18 protein-coding genes are annotated in these 15788 nt (G+C 61.1%); 9 read left to right on the plus strand and 9 right to left on the minus strand.

What is annotated here, in order from left to right; all coding sequences use genetic code 11:
• Positions 1 to 50: 50 nt before the first annotated feature.
• The gene (locus ACYVI2_RS10210; RefSeq protein WP_415820778.1) at positions 51 to 1391 is read right to left on the minus strand and encodes an aminotransferase-like domain-containing protein; all 1341 of its coding nucleotides are present in this window, start codon (positions 1389 to 1391) and stop codon (positions 51 to 53) included.
• An 82-nt stretch (positions 1392 to 1473) separates the two neighbouring features.
• Between ACYVI2_RS10210 and ACYVI2_RS10215 the strand changes: the two genes are divergently transcribed.
• The gene (locus tag ACYVI2_RS10215; RefSeq protein ID WP_415820777.1) at positions 1474 to 1971 is read left to right on the plus strand and encodes a PaaI family thioesterase; all 498 of its coding nucleotides are present in this window, start codon (positions 1474 to 1476) and stop codon (positions 1969 to 1971) included.
• Positions 1972 to 2062: 91 nt separating this feature from the next.
• Here the strand turns inward: ACYVI2_RS10215 and ACYVI2_RS10220 are convergent, their stop codons facing one another.
• Positions 2063 to 2509, minus strand: a complete 447-nt coding sequence (locus ACYVI2_RS10220; RefSeq protein WP_415820776.1) for a winged helix-turn-helix transcriptional regulator — start codon at positions 2507 to 2509, stop codon at positions 2063 to 2065.
• Positions 2510 to 2620: 111 nt separating this feature from the next.
• Between ACYVI2_RS10220 and ACYVI2_RS10225 the strand changes: the two genes are divergently transcribed.
• From ACYVI2_RS10225 to ACYVI2_RS10240, 4 genes are all read left to right on the plus strand, one after another.
• Positions 2621 to 3871, plus strand: a complete 1251-nt coding sequence (locus ACYVI2_RS10225) for an MFS transporter (protein ID WP_415820775.1) — start codon at positions 2621 to 2623, stop codon at positions 3869 to 3871.
• Positions 3872 to 3968: 97 nt separating this feature from the next.
• The gene (gene hslV / locus ACYVI2_RS10230) at positions 3969 to 4508 is read left to right on the plus strand and encodes an ATP-dependent protease subunit HslV (RefSeq protein ID WP_415820774.1); all 540 of its coding nucleotides are present in this window, start codon (positions 3969 to 3971) and stop codon (positions 4506 to 4508) included.
• 37 nt (positions 4509 to 4545) lie between these two features.
• The gene (gene hslU / locus ACYVI2_RS10235; RefSeq protein WP_415820773.1) at positions 4546 to 5880 is read left to right on the plus strand and encodes an ATP-dependent protease ATPase subunit HslU; all 1335 of its coding nucleotides are present in this window, start codon (positions 4546 to 4548) and stop codon (positions 5878 to 5880) included.
• A 131-nt stretch (positions 5881 to 6011) separates the two neighbouring features.
• Positions 6012 to 7016 (plus strand): alpha/beta fold hydrolase, encoded by a 1005-nt coding sequence (locus ACYVI2_RS10240; protein ID WP_415820772.1) that lies wholly within the window; start codon positions 6012 to 6014, stop codon positions 7014 to 7016.
• Between the two features lie 24 nt (positions 7017 to 7040).
• On the opposite strand, the gene ACYVI2_RS10245 is transcribed toward ACYVI2_RS10240, so the two are convergent.
• Complete coding sequence (locus tag ACYVI2_RS10245) at positions 7041 to 7385, minus strand: copper-binding protein (protein WP_415820771.1); 345 nt, start codon at positions 7383 to 7385, stop codon at positions 7041 to 7043.
• Positions 7386 to 7536: 151 nt separating this feature from the next.
• Between ACYVI2_RS10245 and ACYVI2_RS10250 the strand changes: the two genes are divergently transcribed.
• Entirely contained in the window at positions 7537 to 8100 is a 564-nt protein-coding gene (locus ACYVI2_RS10250; protein WP_415820770.1) for a cob(I)yrinic acid a,c-diamide adenosyltransferase, read from the plus strand.
• Between the two features lie 5 nt (positions 8101 to 8105).
• Here the strand turns inward: ACYVI2_RS10250 and lipA are convergent, their stop codons facing one another.
• From lipA to ACYVI2_RS10280, 6 genes are all read right to left on the minus strand, one after another.
• Complete coding sequence (gene lipA / locus ACYVI2_RS10255; RefSeq protein ID WP_415820769.1) at positions 8106 to 9110, minus strand: lipoyl synthase; 1005 nt, start codon at positions 9108 to 9110, stop codon at positions 8106 to 8108.
• A gap of 76 nt (positions 9111 to 9186) precedes the next feature.
• Positions 9187 to 9834, minus strand: a complete 648-nt coding sequence (lipB, locus tag ACYVI2_RS10260) for a lipoyl(octanoyl) transferase LipB (protein WP_415820767.1) — start codon at positions 9832 to 9834, stop codon at positions 9187 to 9189.
• 21 nt (positions 9835 to 9855) lie between these two features.
• Entirely contained in the window at positions 9856 to 10131 is a 276-nt protein-coding gene (locus tag ACYVI2_RS10265; protein ID WP_415820766.1) for a YbeD family protein, read from the minus strand.
• 36 nt (positions 10132 to 10167) lie between these two features.
• A complete protein-coding gene (locus ACYVI2_RS10270; RefSeq protein ID WP_415820765.1) occupies positions 10168 to 11034 on the minus strand; it encodes a D-amino acid aminotransferase in 867 nt (288 codons plus the stop codon).
• Between the two features lie 228 nt (positions 11035 to 11262).
• The gene (locus ACYVI2_RS10275; RefSeq protein WP_415820764.1) at positions 11263 to 12519 is read right to left on the minus strand and encodes a D-alanyl-D-alanine carboxypeptidase family protein; all 1257 of its coding nucleotides are present in this window, start codon (positions 12517 to 12519) and stop codon (positions 11263 to 11265) included.
• Positions 12520 to 12761: 242 nt separating this feature from the next.
• Positions 12762 to 13415 carry an alpha/beta hydrolase gene (locus ACYVI2_RS10280; RefSeq protein ID WP_415820763.1) on the minus strand — a complete coding sequence of 218 codons (654 nt, stop codon included), beginning with the start codon at positions 13413 to 13415 and terminating at the stop codon, positions 12762 to 12764.
• A gap of 205 nt (positions 13416 to 13620) precedes the next feature.
• Between ACYVI2_RS10280 and ACYVI2_RS10285 the strand changes: the two genes are divergently transcribed.
• Genes ACYVI2_RS10285 through ACYVI2_RS10295 form a run of 3 tightly spaced genes read left to right on the plus strand, consistent with a single transcriptional unit; the run spans position 13621 to position 15537 of the window.
• Positions 13621 to 14478 (plus strand): biotin--[acetyl-CoA-carboxylase] ligase, encoded by an 858-nt coding sequence (locus ACYVI2_RS10285; protein ID WP_415820762.1) that lies wholly within the window; start codon positions 13621 to 13623, stop codon positions 14476 to 14478.
• Positions 14475 to 15374, plus strand: coding sequence for a type III pantothenate kinase (locus ACYVI2_RS10290; protein ID WP_415820761.1), 900 nt, complete (start codon positions 14475 to 14477; stop codon positions 15372 to 15374). Before ACYVI2_RS10285 ends, ACYVI2_RS10290 begins: the two co-directional genes overlap by 4 nt.
• A gap of 10 nt (positions 15375 to 15384) precedes the next feature.
• Complete coding sequence (locus ACYVI2_RS10295) at positions 15385 to 15537, plus strand: hypothetical protein (protein WP_415820760.1); 153 nt, start codon at positions 15385 to 15387, stop codon at positions 15535 to 15537.
• Positions 15538 to 15788 lie beyond the last annotated feature (251 nt).

Consider the following 15788-nt stretch of genomic DNA (forward strand, 5'->3'; position numbering starts at 1 on the left):
GCATTCTTCAACGAATGCGGCCCTTTTTCATTGTTGAAATTGCCCGGGCATCAGATCGGAAACTGCTCGACGGTGTGTCTGACGCGCAGCAACGCGGTTGCCAACAGATCTGCGGGTACTGAACTCAAACCCAGGCGTAATGCATGCGGCGCGTGCCGGGTGGTAGCGTAGGCTTCGGCCTTCGAGACCGCGATACCATGTTCGGCCAGCGCCGTTGCAATCCTGTCCATGCGCAAGTCCTGCGGCAATGGCAGCCACAGGAACAGGGAGTTCGGATGAGCCATGAATTCCATGCCCGCCAGGACGTCCTGTGCGATCTTCTGTCGGCGACGCGCATCGGCACGCTGCGCCTTTTCCCTCTCAGCGACCACACCGGCGGCTACCCATCGGGTTGCCATAGCAGTCATCACACTGGGCAGGCTCCAATAGCTGGCCCGGATCACAGACTTGATCCGCCCAGCATGAGTCTTGGGCACAACGGCGAACCCGAAACGCAGGCCGCTGGCCACGCTTTTGGAGAGGCTTGAAACGTAGATCGTGCGTTCGGGCGCAAGCGTGATCAAAGCAGGTGCAGTGCGGCCAGCCAGAAATGCGTACGAAGCATCTTCGATCAGCAAACAATCGTGGCACCTGGCAATACTGACCATTCGCTGCCGCTGCCTGGCGGTCAGCACCCAACCCAGCGGATTATGCATTGCAGGCATGGCGTAAATGGCTCGAACGCGTTCACGGCCACATAGTGCATCCAACGCCCCTAAATCCGGGCCATCGTCTGAATACGGCACGGGTTTCATCGTCAACCCCTGAACACCAGCCACCATCTTGAAACCCGGATACGTCAGGGCATCGACGGCAACCGTATCGTGCGGACGCAATAAAGCGCGCACAGTCATATCGAGCCCCTGCTGACTGCCGTTGACCAGAAAAACCTGCTCTGCGTCCACATGAACGCCGCGCTCAGCAAGCAGAAAATCCGCCACGACCTGCCTTTCGTGGCGCCGGCCGCCAGGGGGTTGCTGATGCATCAGTGCAGCCAGATCGCCGGACGCTGCCAGCTCGCGCAAGGTATTCCGTAACAACTCCGCCTGGCCGGGCCACGTGGGGTGATTGAATGAAAGATCCAGGGTATCGGCGCTCAAGCGGGCCTCATCAGCGCTGTCCCATTCGCGCTGCCCTGGCCGGTCCCGCACAAACGTACCCCGCCCCGTCTCGCCAACGACCCATCCCAAGGCACCGAGATGGGCATATACCTTGCTCGCCGATGCAACAGCCACCCCATATTGCGCGGCAAGTTGGCGATGCGTAGGCAAGGCCGCGCCTGGCGGGAGCTTGCCGCTCTGAATCTCGGCCGCCAACGTGTTGACGATAGACATGACAGGAGAAACCGGCATCGGAAATGTCCCTAGGACAATTTTTTGATTGTTCTATTTTAAGGCCTCAAACTCTGGCTTACCCATACAACCTCCTGCCACCATGTCTTCCTGTCCAGCGCCGATATCAACCGTTCTACCGGTATTGACCTACTTGCAGCGCCAATTGAACGGCACACTGGCCAAAGGCGATGCCACGCACATGCACTACCCCACCGCGATCTCACAACTGCTGGGATTTCGCATCGTGGAGATCAGCGAAGCCGTCGCCGTACTCGAGTTCGACGCAAACGCGGCGATCCATGGTAATCAGCAGGGTACCGTCCATGGCGGGCTATTGTGCGAATTGGCCGATGCGGCAATCGGCACAGCTCATTCCACACTGATGCAAGACGAGGAAAGTTTCACCAGCATCGATCTGAAAGCGACTTTCTTGCGTCCCGTATGGCAATCGACGCTGCGCGCCCACGCCTGGGCGTCTCATCGAGGACGCACCATCAGCCACTATCGCTGCGAGATCCAGCGCGACGACGGCAAACTCGTCGCCAGTGTGGAAAGCGCGGTCATGACGCTGCGCGGCACTCAGGCGCTAGGCAGGTAACTGCCGTCATTGCGCGGCGTGTACTCAGTCGCCTGACAGGCCGCGCACAGTATCAAACTGGGCCGTCGATCCGGCCCCACCGCACGGCCGCCTAGCTGATTTTTCGCACTTCTGTCGCATCGGGTGGCAGCACGTTCCCCGCTTTATCAGTCGGGACCATCCGCGCAATGGGTTTGCCTGTGCATTTATCAATCAGCATGGAATGACGCTCGCCCCGCTCAAACAAGTGCTGTTCGCCCCATTGCCGTAGCGCCACCACAATGGGAAACAAGCTCTTCCCCTTGTTGGTCAGTACGTATTCCTGATAGACCGTACCGTCCGATGCCGCCTGCATTTGCAAGATCCCGGCATCGACGAGCTTGCGCAGCCGATCAGAAAGGATATTGCGCGCCACCCCCAGGCTGCGCTGCAGGTCACCGAAGCGACTCACACCATCGAAGGCGTCGCGCACGATGAGCAACGACCAACGATCTCCAACTACATCGACGCAACGTGCAACTGGGCACGGCTCATCGTTCATGGTCTTGCGGCTAGCCATGAGGTCTCCAGGAAATCCGATGTGAACACACCAACAAGTTGCATTTTAAAACCACATCGCCTAGCATTCAAACCAGTTTTATTTCAAAACTACTTTGAACATACTCGGATCATGAAAACCTCCCTCGCCTGTCCCTCATCAAACGGTCATCGCTATGCACCGAGCAGGAGCGTCGCTATGCCTCGTGGCCTGGTGTGGCTGTTTGCCACCGCCAGCGGCTTGAGCGTGGCGAATGTCTATTACGCCCAGCCACTGCTCGACGCGCTGGCGCAGACATTTGGCATCAGCCAGGCAGCGATCGGCGGTGTGGTTACCGCCACTCAGTTGGGTTGCGCGTTGGCGCTGCTGTTGCTGGTGCCGCTGGGAGACCGGATGGATCGCCGCCGTCTGATGGCAATCCAACTGCTGGCGCTCGTAGTCGCGCTGATCGTCGTGGGTACAGCGCAGTCCGCCACTGTGCTGCTCGCGGGGATGCTTGGCGTCGGCTTGCTAGGCACTGCCATGACGCAGGGACTGATCGCCTACGCCGCCAGTGTGTCGGCCCCTCATGAGCGAGGCAGCGTCGTTGGCACCGCTCAAAGCGGCGTATTCATCGGCCTGCTGCTCGCCCGCGTCCTTGCGGGCGGCGTCAGCGATCTGACCGGCTGGCGTGGTGTCTATCTCAGTGCGGCTGCCCTGATGCTGATGCTGGCACTACCGCTGTGGCGACGCCTACCGGCCTTGAAAACCGTGTCGAACGCGATGAGCTATCCGCGCCTGATTGGGTCCATGCTGACGCTGCTGCGCCAGGAAAAGGTCCTCCAGATACGAGGCATGCTGGCACTCCTGATGTTCGCCGCGTTCAACATTTTCTGGAGCGCGCTCGTACTGCCATTAAGCGCACCGCCCTATGGCTTTTCCCATACGCTTATTGGCGCTTTCGGCTTGGTCGGCGCAGTGGGCGCGCTCGCGGCCACCCGGGCTGGCCTATGGGCCGACCAAGGGCACGGTCAGCGCACCAGTGCCCTGGCGCTGGCCGCGCTGCTGTTGGCATGGTGGCCCCTGTCCCTGATGGACACCTCACTCTGGGCGCTGATCGTAGGCATCATGCTGCTGGACCTCGGAGGACAGGCATTGCACGTCACTAACCAAAGCATGATCTTTCGCACCCAGCCCGAAGCGCATAGCCGACTGGTCGGTCTGTACATGCTGTTTTACGCGGCCGGCAGCGGGCTCGGGGCCATCAGTACGACGGCGACCTACGCCTATGCCGGCTGGCAAGGCGTGTGCGTGCTGGGGGCTGCAGTCAGTCTGTCGGCCCTGCTGTTCTGGATGATCACGCGACGCGCCCACGATCAGCACAGAAACATACTGAAATACTGACGCCTTCGCACCGGCAGGCGGCATACACTTAAAGCTTGGGCGGCGCCTTGAAATCGGTCGCATCGCCCCCAGATCAAACCTTCATAGGAAGGAAAGCATGGAACAATTTCACGCCACCACCATCATCTGCGTGCGCCGCGGCAACCGTGTCGCACTGGGCGGCGACGGTCAAGTCACCCTGGGCAATATCGTCATCAAGGGTACAGCCCGCAAAATCCGCCGCCTGTACCATGACAGGATCCTGGCGGGCTTTGCCGGCGCGACGGCAGATGCCTTTACGCTGCAAGAGCGCTTCGAAGCCAAACTCGAAAAACACCAAGGACACCTGATGCGCGCGGCCGTCGAGTTGACGCGCGACTGGCGTACCGACCGCGTGCTGCGCCGTCTGGAAGCCATGCTCATCGTGGCCGACGCCGAGCACACCCTGGTGTTGACTGGTAACGGCGACGTGCTCGAACCCGAACATGGCCTGGCCGCCATCGGCTCGGGTGGCGCCTACGCCCAATCGGCCGCACTGGCGCTGTTGCGCAACACCGAATTGGCACCCCAAGACATCGTCAAACAGTCGCTGGAAATCGCCGGCGACCTGTGCATTTACACCAACCAGAATCACGTCGTCGAAACGCTGGGCGAATAAGCGTCCGCTTCGGCCGGCTGTAGCAAGGATTCCGTTTATGTCCGCATCCACCATGACCCCCGGGGAAATCGTCTCCGAGCTCGACAAGTTCATCATCGGCCAGAACCGTGCCAAGCGCGCGGTGGCTGTGGCGCTGCGCAATCGCTGGCGCCGTCAGCAAGTCGACGAGCCCTTGCGCCATGAGATCCACCCCAAGAACATCTTGATGATCGGCCCCACCGGCGTGGGCAAGACCGAAATCGCCCGTCGCCTGGCCAAGCTGGCCAATGCGCCCTTCATCAAAATCGAAGCCACCAAGTTCACCGAAGTCGGCTATGTCGGCCGCGATGTCGACACCATCATCCGCGACCTGACCGAGTACTCGATCAAGCAAACGCGCGAACTGGAAATGCGCCGCGTGCGCACCCAGGCCGAAGACGCAGCCGAAGACCGCATTCTGGATGCCCTGGTGCCGCCCGCGCGCAACGCCTCCGGCGAGCCCGAGCGCAACGATGACAGCAGCGCCCGCCAGACCTTCCGCAAACGTCTGCGCGAAGGCAAGATCGACGATCTCGAAATCGAAATCGACGTCGCTCAAGCCGTCCCCCAAATGGACGTCATGACGCCTCCGGGCATGGAAGACATGGCCGAGCAATTGCGCGGCATGTTCGCAGGCCTCGCTCGCGACAAGAAAAAACCCAAGAAAATGAAGGTCAAAGAGGCCTTCAAGCTCATCGTCGAAGAAGAAGCCGCCAAACGCGTCAACGAGGATGATCTACGTACGGTCGCGATCGCCAATGTCGAGCAAAACGGCATTGTCTTTCTGGACGAAATCGACAAGATCGCCGCCCGCCAGGAAAGCGGTGGCGCTGACGTCTCGCGTCAGGGCGTGCAGCGTGACCTGCTGCCGCTGGTAGAAGGCACCACGGTCAACACCCGCTACGGCATGGTGCGCACCGACCACATCCTGTTCATTGCCTCGGGTGCGTTCCACCTCTCGCGACCGTCCGACCTGATTCCCGAGTTGCAAGGGCGGTTCCCGATCCGTGTCGAGCTGGAATCGCTGTCGGCACAAGACTTCGTGCGCATCCTGTCCGATACCGACGCCTCGCTGACCAAGCAATACTCGGCATTGCTGGCCACCGAAGACGTGCATCTGGATTTCACCTCGGACGGCATCGAGCGCCTGGCCGAGCTGGCGTTTTCGGTCAACGAACGCACCGAAAACATCGGTGCACGCCGTCTATACACCGTCATGGAAAAACTGCTCGAGGAACTGTCGTTCGACGCGACGGCCAGCGGCGGCAAAACCGTCAAGATCGACGCAGCCTACGTGGAGGCACAGCTGTCCGAAGCTGCCGCCAGCCAGGATCTGGCGCGCTACGTGTTGTAACGCCTGAACGCCTCCGCGCGCCGGCCAATGCTGGCGCGCGGTGCGTGGGTACGGGCACGCACTGACAACAAGCTGAACTATCGCAGCGTGAGGATGTCGCATGAGTTCGTTCATCTTCAATGAAGGCTCGCATGTTCAAACCCACCATTGCCGCTACAGCGCTTTTCGTTGCCGCCGGTGTTCACGCCCAGCCAGCCGTGCCCGACTATGGGCCCCAGCTCGAACGTTTCAATTATCCCTACCAGGTCAGTGAATTCAAGCTGACCTCGCAAGGTCAGTCATTGTCCATGGCCTATATGGACATCCGGCCCGAACGCTCCAATGGCCGCACTGCCGTGCTGTTGCATGGCAAGAATTTCTGCGGCGCTACCTGGGAAGGCACCATCAGCGCCCTGACAAACGCTGGCTACCGGGTAGTGGCACCCGACCAGATCGGCTTCTGCAAATCGAGCAAACCAGCCGCCTATCAATACAGCTTCCATCAACTGGCCGCCAATACCCACGCCTTGCTGCAGAGCCTGGATATCGAGCGCGCGGTGATCATGGGCCATTCCATGGGCGGCATGGTGGCTACGCGCTATGCCCTGATGTACCCGGATCAGGTCGATGCACTGGTGATGGTGAACCCCATCGGGCTGGAAGACTGGAAAGCCAAGGGCGTGCCCTATCGCACCGTGGACGAATGGTATGAACGCGAATTGAAAACGAACTTTGCCGGTATCAAGAAGTACCAGCAGAACACGTATTACGCCGGCACCTGGAAACCCGAATACGACCGCTGGGTCGCGATGGCCGCAGGCATGTATCAGGGCGAAGGGCGCGAGCAGGTCGCCTGGAGCCAGGCCCTGACTTATGACATGGTGTACACCCAGCCGGTGGTACATGAGTTCGGCCAAGTGCGCGTGCCGACCTTGCTGTTGATCGGCGAACAAGACAACACGGCGCCGGGCAAGGATGCGGCCGTGCCAGAAGTCGCTGCGACGCTGGGCAATTACGCAGCCTTGGGGCCCGCCACTGCACAGGCAATACCGGGTGCCCGGCTGGTGGCTTTCCCGGAATTAGGGCACTCACCGCAAATCCAGGATCCCCAGCGATTCCATGAACGTCTGGTAAAAGAACTGGATCAGATGCTGTAGCGCACCTTGCAAGCTGGCGGCGATCTAATTACTGATCGCCGTCACGACATATTTGCCATTTTGGCGGGCAGCCGTGAACCTCACGCGGTCGCCAGGCTTGATATTGGCGAGTAGAGCCGGGCTGGCCTGATACACGAGTGTCATTGCAGGCAATTCCAAGTCCGATATCGCGTCATGCTTGATCGCGACTTTGCCTGCCGCAGCGTCGACCCGCCGCACCTCGCCACTCGCCGTCGCGGTGGCGTCCTGTTTCGCTGACGGCTTCTGGTCGGCAGCCAGAACTGGCAGGGGCTGCCAGACGGCCATGCCGGCCAGGGCCATCGCCAAAGCCATTGATACTCGTGCCGCTGCTAGACGCATCTTTTGCATTACCTCTCCTTCGGCCGAACCTGCGGCCCAGAACGCCGACTATTGCCGACGCTGCACTGGAATACAGGATAACGCGTCCGCAGGCATTCCCCTCGGCACTACACTACCAATCTGTTTCCACACATAACCACCACGCAGAGAGATTTTCTACATGGGCAACCGACTTTCCGCCATCGCCACACGAACCGGAGACGATGGCACGACCGGCCTGGGTGATGGCAGCCGCCTGCGCAAAGACGAACCGCGTGTGGCGGCGTTGGGCGACGTGGACGAGCTCAACAGCGTCATCGGCCTGCTGCGCACGGAATCCCTGCCCGATCCAGTACAGGCGGACCTGAACACGATCCAGCATGATTTGTTCGACCTCGGCGCAGAACTCTGCATCCCGGGTCACACTACCCTGACCGATGCCCAGGTGGCGTTTTTGGATCAGCGCCTGGCCCACTATAACGGCGCCCTGCCGCCATTGCGCGAATTCATCTTGCCCGGCGGGTCCCGGCCAGCAGCCCTGGCTCATCTGGCCCGCACCGTATCGCGCCGGGCGGAGCGTTCGGTTATCACCCTCGAACGGCACGACACCCTGAATGCTTCGGTGCGCCAATATCTGAACCGGTTGTCAGACCTGATGTTTGTACTCGCCCGCCACCTGAACGGGGTCCAAGGAACGGGCGATGTGTTCTGGACCAGCGCACATTCGCGGGTCCAGGCGGAATAAAAGCCTCAATTCACGCCAGCGGCATGCGCCTGCTCGTCGGCGTGATACGACGAGCGGACCATCGCGCCCACAGCGGCATGGGTAAAGCCCATCTCGTAGGCCTCGCGCTCGAACATCGCAAATGTATCGGGGTGCACATAGCGCAACACCGGCAGATGGTGTTCCGAGGGCTGCAGATACTGGCCTATGGTCAGCATGTCGACACCATGGGCGCGCATGTCGCGCATGACTTGCAGGATTTCCTCGTCAGTCTCGCCCAGGCCCAGCATCAGACCGGACTTGGTCGGCACCTCGGGATGCAGTTGCTTGAACTCGGCCAGCAGTTTCAGCGAGTGCGCATAGTCGGAACCCGGACGCGCCTGCTTGTACAAACGGGGCACGGTTTCCAGATTGTGGTTCATCACATCGGGCGGGCCGGCATTCAAAATCGCCAGCGCGCGTTCCAGACGGCCACGGAAATCGGGCACCAGAATCTCAATGCGCGTCGTGGGCGACAAGGCGCGGATGCGCGAGATGCAATCCACAAAGTGAGCCGCCCCGCCATCACGCAAATCGTCGCGATCGACCGAGGTGATCACCACGTACGAGAGCTTCATGGCGGCGATAGTGCGCGCCAGATTCTCGGGCTCGTTGGTATCCAGCGGATCGGGACGGCCGTGTCCCACATCACAGAACGGGCAACGCCGCGTGCATTTGTCGCCCATGATCATGAAGGTGGCCGTGCCTTTGCCGAAACATTCGCCGATGTTCGGGCAGGAGGCCTCCTCGCACACGGTGTGCAGATTGTGCTCGCGCAGGATGCGCTTGATGTCGTAAAAGCGCGATCCCGGGGCAGCGGCCTTGACGCGGATCCACTCTGGCTTTTTCAGGCGCTCGGCCGGCACGATCTTGATCGGAATCCGTGCGGTCTTGGCCTGCGACTTTTGCTTTTGCGTAGCGTCGTAGGCGGCCGACGTCGTGGCGGTCGCTTGCACTTCGGTCGCAGCAGCAGTGGGCTCAAGAGTAGACATACATCACCTTCGTCATGACCGGCGCACGTCGATGACACGGCGCTGGACGGGGGGAAGAAAAGGGCATTTTAGCGCGTCAACCTGCAGCATCCCTGCGCACAGGCGGCGGCAAGGCGGTCAACAAGCGTTCGGCGAGGCGTTCTCCGACAGTCATCAAATCCTGCCGAGCCCCGCAAGTCGCCATATCGACGGTCACCAATCCCTCGTAACCACAGGGGTTGATGCCCAAAAACGGCGACAAATCCATGTTCACGTTCAACGCAACGCCATGATAGGCGTAGCCGTTACGTATTTTGATACCTAATGCAGCAATCTTGGCCACATGGCCGCCAGCGCCATACGGCACATACACGCCCGGTGCGCCGGGCTGGCGACAGGCATCGGCAACGCCAAAATCGCTCAATGTGCCGATGGCCGCGTCCTCCAGCAGACGGACATAGTCGCGCACAAACAGGCCGGCGCGGCGCAAATCAAATAGAGAATAGGCCACTACCTGACCGGGTCCGTGATAGGTCACCTGGCCCCCGCGATCCGACATCACGATAGGAATCGCCCCGGGGTTCAGCAGATGCTCGGGCTTGCCAGCCTGCCCCAGGGTGTACACCGGGGCATGCTCACACAGCCAGACCTCGTCGGGCGTACAGGCGTCGCGGGCAGCCGTAAAAGCCCGCATGTCCTGCCATACCGGCTCGTACTCGGCCGGGCGGGTCAACCATTTGATCATGACAATGCCAAATGGCCAGCCTTACAGGACGATGGACACCATGGGATGTCCATGCAGGGCGCGATACAGATTATCGAGCTGCTCGCGCGAGGTCGCGCGCACGGTAAAGGTCAGGCCCATGTAGTTGCCGCCCTTGCTGGGCCGCATTTCAACCTTGGCCGGATCGAATTCCGGGTCGAACCGCAGCACCACCTCGGTCAGCGTCTGGGCAAACTCAGGATGCTGCTTGCCCATGACCTTGATAGGAAAGTCCGAGGGATACTCGATCAGCGATTCTTCGGGAGGAATGGTAGTCATAACAATTACCGCAATGCGCGTAGGGGCAATGTCGGTTTACAAAGCAGCAATACGGGCATCATACGCTGCCCGCAGCTTCGCATAAACCGGGCCGGATCGGCCGTTGCCGACCGGTTTGCCATCGAGCTGCAACACCGGCAGTACCTCCTTGGTCGCCGACGTCACCAGAATTTCATCCGCCGAGACGACTTCGTCCTGGGTAATCCGACGAGCTTCGAACGGAACGCCGGTTTCCTCTGCCAACTCGGCCATGAAGCCATAGCGTATCCCTTCGAGAATCAAGTTGTCCTTCGGCGGCGCCAACAGCTTGCCCGCCGACACAACCCAGAAATTGCTGGATGAGCCCTCGGTGAGGAACCCATCCCGGAACTGGATCACCTCGTCCACCCCCGCCTCGGCTGCCTGCTGACGCGCCAATACGTTACCCAGCAATGACACGGACTTGATTTCGCAGTGCAGCCAGCGCTCGTCAGGAATGCTGATCACGTTGATGCCTCGTTCGCGTTGCTCGACCGTGGGCGGCGTGAATTCCGTCGTCATGCCGAACACCGTGGGTGTGATTTCCGCGGTGGGAAAGGCATGCTCACGCTTGTAGACGCCGCGGGTGACCTGCAGATAGACCACGCAACTCGGCGTAGCCGAACGGCGGATCAGCTCATTCACCAGGTCCAGCCATTGCTCGCGCGACTTCGGCGACGGAATGCGCAAGGCCTGCAAGCTGCGGTCCAGGCGATTCATATGCTCGGTCATGCGGAACGGCTTGCCGTGATAGACCGGCACGACCTCGTAAATCCCATCACCGAAAATGAACCCCCGGTCCAGCACCGAGATTTTGGCCTCGTCGACGCGCGTGAACTCACCGTTGAGATACACCTGGCTATCGCCTGGCATGCCCGGAATCATGAATGGCCCCTAAAAATCTAAGATAGCTAAAAAAATGAACAGGCACAGATCTGGATCGCCGTTACACGCCGAACCTTTGCTGTGCCTGTTCATGGATATGAATCGCAAAAAAGGAAAAGTACCGCACTGCCCCAGCGATTGCTCGCCCCGATGGTGTTTTCACTGGGGGCCAGCGGATAGACCCGCGCGCTCCCAGCTCGGCAGTGCGTATTAGTTCACTAAAAAAACCTACTCGAACTGACGTTTGACCAAGTCGACCATACGGCCGAAAAAGCCGGCTCGCTCGACGGCATCCTGAACCACCAACGGCTCAGTACGCAGAACCTTGCCATCCAACGTCAATTGCAACGTGCCGACTTGCTGGCCCTTGGTCAGCGGGGCTACCAGCGGATCCGTGCGTTGCGCCACAGGTTTGAGATCGCCGGATTTACCGCGCGGTACCGTCACCCAGATCGGAGGCGCAGACGGGCCCAGCTTGACAGTCTCGACCGTGCCTTCCCAGACGCGGGCGTCCAGGCCGGGCTGATTTTGATCGTACAGTTTGACCGAGTCAAAATTCTGGAAACCCCAGTTCAAGAGCTTCAGGCTTTCTTCGGCACGTGTGGCTTCGCTGTCTGCGCCGGCCAGCACGGTCAACACACGGCGGTCGCCGCGCAACGCAGTCGACACCAGGCAATAGCCCGCCGCATCGGTGTGGCCGGTTTTCATGCCGTCGACCGAGGGGTCCGCCCATAACAGGCGATTACGGTTGGGCTGCGTAATCTTGTTATAGGTGAACTCTTTTTGCTTGTAGTAGTGGAATTCTTCGGGGTGGTCTTTGATCAGCGCCACAGCCAGTTTGGCCAGGTCCGACACCGTGGTGATGTGCTGCGGGTCGGGCAAGCCCGTGGCATTCATGAAATGCGTGTGAGCCATGCCCAGACGCTCGGCCTCTTGGTTCATCAGCGTCGCAAACGACGCCTCGGTGCCGCCCACCGCCTCGGCCAATGCCACAGATGCGTCATTACCCGACTGCACGATCACGCCCTGAATCAGCTCGTTGACCGTGACAGGCTTGCGCGGCTCGACAAACATGCGCGAGCCGCCAGTGCGCCAGGCATGCTCGGAAATCGGTACCTGTTGCTCCAACGTGATCCGCTTTTCGCCCAACGCATTGAACACCACGTAAGCCGTCATGATCTTGGTCAGCGAGGCCGGTTCGATTTGCATGTCCGGATTCGACGACGCCAATACCTGCCCGCTGGTGACATCAATGGTGATCCAGGCACGTGCAGCGATGGTCGGCGCAGGCACGGCCGATAGCTCCGCCAACTGCGTGACGCCGGCCGGAGCCGGAGCAGACGCTACGGCTGGCGTTGGCGCCGCCGGCTGCTGTTGTTGCGCCCAGGCGGCAGATGTTGACGCCATCAGCGCCGACAATACCGCGCTAGCCAGGACACGGCGGGAAAACGCAACAGAAGACGGAAAGGAACGAGTGAGTTTCATCGGCAAAAAGGGTCCACGATCAAAAGCAGCCCAGGCGGGTGACAACACATTGGGTTAACAAGCCTGCATGGCGGGCAAAGGCCGCATCATCAACAACCGGCCTCATGAAAAGCAGCATCATTATAGGCAGGCCCATCAGACCGCGCGGCAGCGATAACGTTCAACAACAGTAAAGGCACGCTGGAACACGGCCCGGCAGGCTCGATGCGTAAACATCATGCGGGCCTGCGAACGGGCGGGCATCAGTCCAGGGCGACCTTGAGCCGGGCCTGCACCAACGCCCTCAACACGAGCAGCTTGCCGTGGAAAAAATGCGAAGCCCCTGGCACGACCACAATCGGCACATCCCTCGGACGCGCCCAGTTCAGCGTTTCAGATAAAGGCACCACGTCGTCCTGCTCGCCGTGCACCATCAACGTGTCCGCCGGTACGGTGACCTCTTGCTCTTGAAACCGCTGGACCGCGGCCCCCATCAGCATCAATGCCACAGGCAACGCCGTATCGCCCGCATCGGCCAGACCTGCATAGGTCTGCGCCGCGACTGCCGTCCCAAACGAAAACCCCGCCAACACCCAGGGGGCCGACGCCCATTCGGGGTAGCGTTCCCGGACTTGTGCCACCAACGCCAGCATGTCCTGCGTCTCGCCGCGCGCCTTGTCGAATTCGCCCTCGGATTGGCCCACTCCGCGGAAATCCGGACGCACGGCAACCAGGCCATGCTGCACGCATGCGCGGGAAATCGTGGTCACCACCTTGTTATCCCGAGCCCCGCCTTGCAGAGAATGCGGATGCAGGACCAACGCCCAGCCCCGTGGCGTACCAGCGGGCCAATCAATGGCGCAATCAATACGGCCGGCCTCGCCGGTAAAAGCCTGGATTTCGGTACGAGCAGACATGACTTGAGCGCAAATTAAAAAAGCAGCCTGCATGTTACCAACCTCGCCTGCGCTCTGTCCGGCTGGATCGGCCGCTTTTGCGTGAGGCGACCGACAACCATTTCCGCTTGCCCGCAGGCTACCGCTGTCTCTGGCATCCTGTCCGTGGACCGTTTTGTCACGGCCGCCGTGACCCGTCCCGCCCTCGTGCCCTACAATCGCCGCCATGCTTACTGATGCCCGCCCTATTGATCTGCCAACGCCCGAGGCGTTGGTACGCGAGCTGTCTGCGCGACTGGACGGCTTTCAGGACATTGCCTGGCCTGCCAGCACCGGCTCGACCAATGCCGACTTGCTGGCGCGTGCGCGCCACTGTTCAGGCCCCTGGCTGCTGGGCACTCACCAGCAGGCTGCGGGCCGCGGACGCGCCGGACGGCCCTGGCAAAATCGTATCGGTGCCACGCTGATGTTTTCGTGCGCCTTTCCCGTCCGCATGCCGCCTCACCGGCTGCCCGCCCTGTCGCCTCTGGCCGGGCTGGCCGCGGGCGAAGCGCTACGCAGCCTGCTGGTGCGCGATGCCGGCCCGCTGCGCGTCAAATGGCCCAACGATGTGCAATGGCACGATGCCAAATTAGCGGGCGTCCTGGTCGAATCGACCCGCAATCTGGCCCTGCCGGACACCTACACGATTGTGATTGGCATGGGTGTAAACCTGACGGACGCTGATCGGCTATCACAGAGCCTTGGCCGTTCCGTGGCTGACTGGACGACCATCATGCAGCAAACGGGTACCCCCGCCGTCAGCGTGGCCGATATCGTATGCGCCTCGGCAAACGCCTGGCGCCAGGCTGTTCAAGGCCTGGAAACCGACGGATTCGACGCCTTTCGCCAACGATTCAGCGCCATTGACGCCCTGGCAGGCCGCGACATCAATGTCATAGACCAGGGCGTAGTCCTGTTCAGCGGCACGGCGCAAGGCCTGGACGAACAGGGCCGGCTCCTGGTGCAGACGTCTCAGGGGCTTGTTCCCGTATCCGTTGGCGAAATCTCGATTCGCCCACGCACCGCGGAGCAAACGCGATGATCCTGCTGATCGACTCAGGCAACAGCCGTCTGAAGGTCGGCTGGCTGCATCCATCCGCAGGGACTGGAACATCAGACAATGCTCAATCCGCGCCCCCGAATGGCAGTACAGCGCCCCTGGACAGTGAATCGACCACCAACGGCTCGACTGGCGCCCCGGGCGCTCGCGAGCCCGCCGCCATCGCCTTTGATAATCTCGATCCGCACGCCCTGGGAGACTGGCTCGGCACGCTGACGCACAAGCCAATCTCGGCCTTGGGCGTCAATGTCGCAGGCGACGAACGAGGAGCCGGCATTCGCGATGCGCTGGCACGCCACAACTGCCCTGTGCACTGGATCACCTCGCGCGCGCAATTGCTAAATTTGAAAAATAGCTACACCCAGCCTACGCAGCTCGGTGCCGACCGCCTCGTATCGCTGCTCGGGGTTCGCAGCCGACTGGCGCCTGGACATCCACCATTCGTGCTCGCCTCATTCGGTACGGCCACCACCATCGACACCGTGGGCCCCGATGACACCTTTATTGGCGGCTTGATTCTCCCTGGCCCGGCGTTGATGCGCAGCTCGCTCGCGCGCGGCACCGCCAACCTGCCTTTGGCCGACGGATCCATCACCGATTTTCCGACCGATACGCACCAGGCCATTGCCTCGGGCATCGCCGCCGCCCAGGCCGGCGCGGTCGTGCGGCAATGGTTAGCTGCCTGCCAACACTATGGCCAACCAGCGGCGCTCTATGTCGCAGGCGGCGGTTGGCCCGAGATGGAACACGAAACGCAGCGCCTGCTGGCGCAGGCCGGTAGTACGATGGGCGCGGTGCCTACCCCCTGCTATCTGGACCGCCCCGTCCTCGATGGGCTGGCGCTGATCGCGTCCCAACCCGACCCTCAATCCCTGTGAGCGAGCCCCCATGCGTGTGCTTTTTCTGCTGATCGTCGCCGCCAACGTCTGGGCCTATGCGCTGGGACAGGGCTGGATCGGCGCGCGGCCCGACGATGCTGGCCGCGATCGGTCCAGATTCGCCCAGGAACTGAATGTGGAACGCATTCGCGTCGGCCCCTAGCCCTGCACAACCTTGCTCGGTTGCGCCGAGTCGACGCGGCCCGCGTCCAGCCGGCAACCTCGATCCTCCGCCTAAAACGGCCACACGACGAACACCTGTTTCAAAACGTCCATCAACCGGACACTCATCCTGGCGCCACACAGGCCCTGCCCTCACTCACGCTACGATGGCGGCCACGCGGAACGAGCCCCTTCGTCTTTTGGCGTTGAGAATTCCCGACGCAACAAGGCCTCGTTCAGAAACAGGAGTGT

This window comes from Bordetella tumbae (assembly GCF_054780995.1).